The 1543-nt window shown below is 66.8% G+C and carries 2 protein-coding genes and 1 pseudogene; all 3 read left to right on the top strand.

Annotated elements, in window-relative coordinates; all coding sequences use genetic code 11:
* A partial coding sequence (locus NKI73_RS33515) for a hypothetical protein (RefSeq protein ID WP_352636330.1) occupies positions 1–462 on the top strand: 462 nt, incomplete at its 5' end.
* A complete protein-coding gene (locus NKI73_RS33510; RefSeq protein ID WP_352636328.1) occupies positions 455–865 on the top strand; it encodes a hypothetical protein in 411 nt (136 codons plus the stop codon). The genes NKI73_RS33515 and NKI73_RS33510, both read left to right, overlap by 8 nt.
* A pseudogene (locus tag NKI73_RS33505) lies at positions 804–1463 on the top strand (terminase large subunit domain-containing protein); the annotation flags it as partial. The gene NKI73_RS33510 and the pseudogene NKI73_RS33505, both read left to right, overlap by 62 nt.
* Between the last annotated feature and the right edge of the window lie 80 nt (positions 1464–1543).

Below are 1543 nucleotides of genomic sequence, written 5' to 3'. Positions count from 1 at the left end.
CGGCAGGACAGAGGGGGGCGCCAGAAGCGCGACATTTGCGAGAAAATCATGTCCACACGCTACGCCACCATCATCACCGGCGATGACGGCCAAGAGATCGTCAGCGCCATCGGCGAATTCGAGGGTGCTGCGCCGCGGCCCCGTCTTGGCCGTGCCGAGCCGGTCGCTCCCGGCGTGCTGATCGGCATGGTGCGGGATGCGACCGGTGGCTTTTGTTTCCCGCAGGCAGGCGTCGGCGGGCAGCTTGTCGGTCTCGCCATGGCGCGCCTCAAGGCGCGGGCCAGCGTGGCAGGGCCTGCCCAACCGACGAGGCCTGCCCAGGCGGCGAGGCCGAAACGCACCAAGAAGGCCAGGAAGAAATCCGCCCGCTCGAAGAAGCCGGGCAGCCGGGCCAGATCGATGTCGAAGGCCGACGTTGCCGCCACCGATGCCAATGCCACGGACGGCCACGTCCATGACTGACAAAACCGCCGCCCGGCCAACGCGCGCCAAGGCAAAGCCGGCAAGGCGTAAACCCGCCACCAGCCCGGCGGCCACCAAGCCGCGCTCCAAGCGCGCGAAAAAGACGCTGGGCGACGATTTCCTGGCTGCCGTGCGCGCCGATTTCCGCACCCATGGCGCCGGCGTCATCGCCGAGGTGCGCGCCGACAAGCCCGACCAGTATCTGAAGATCGTGCTGTCGGTGCTGCCCAAGGATTTGCATGTCACCATCAACCAACTGGATGGCTTGAGCGATGACGAGATCCGCAACCGCATCCGCGCCCTTGAGGGCGTCGTCAAACCGTTCCTCGAAAAACCGGACGATGTCAGCGAGGACGGAATATCTGGCGCTGCTTGCGGAACTGGACCGCAGGCGCCGCACTAATCTTCTTGCCGCTTACCAGCCGTACCAGCGCCAGGCCGAGTTTCACGCGGCAGGTGCCACCAATCGTGAGCGGCTGTTCATGGCGGGCAACCAGCTCGGCAAGACCCGCGCCGGCGGCGCGGAGTGGGCCATGCACCTGACCGGGCGTTATCCCTCCTGGTGGCAAGGCAAGGTTTTTGACAGCGCGGTTCGTTTGTGGGCGGCCGGCGTCACCGGCGAAGGCACGCGCGACAATCCGCAGCGCGTGCTCGTCGGCCCGCCGCAGCAGCAGGCGGCCTGGGGCACCGGCATGATCCCCGCCGACGCCATCGTCCAGACCGCCATGGGCCGCGGCGCGCCCGGTGCGCTCGACAGCGTCGTGGTGCGCTGGGGCGGCGGCGGCGATGTGCAGGCCGATGAATCGGTGCTGTCGTTCAAGAGTTTCGAAAAAGGCCGCGAGAAATGGCAGGGCGAGACCCTGCACGGCGTCTGGTTCGACGAGGAACCGCCGCTCGACATCTATTCCGAAGGCCTGACCCGCACCAACGCGACGGGCGGGATTACGATCGTGACCTTTACGCCGCTGCTTGGGATGAGCGATGTGGTGATGCTGTTTTTGTCGGCCACGCAGGTGGAGGGCATGGCGAAGGGGTGACATCTCAGGACTTGGGTTCCTCGCCCCAGCAAAGCGGGGGAGAG

Origin of the sequence: Mesorhizobium sp. M0496 (assembly GCF_040321205.1) — a bacterium.
In the GTDB taxonomy this organism is placed as follows: domain Bacteria; phylum Pseudomonadota; class Alphaproteobacteria; order Rhizobiales; family Rhizobiaceae; genus Mesorhizobium.
Note: the sequence above shows the minus strand (reverse complement) of the source record. Positions and strands in the feature narration are given on the sequence as shown.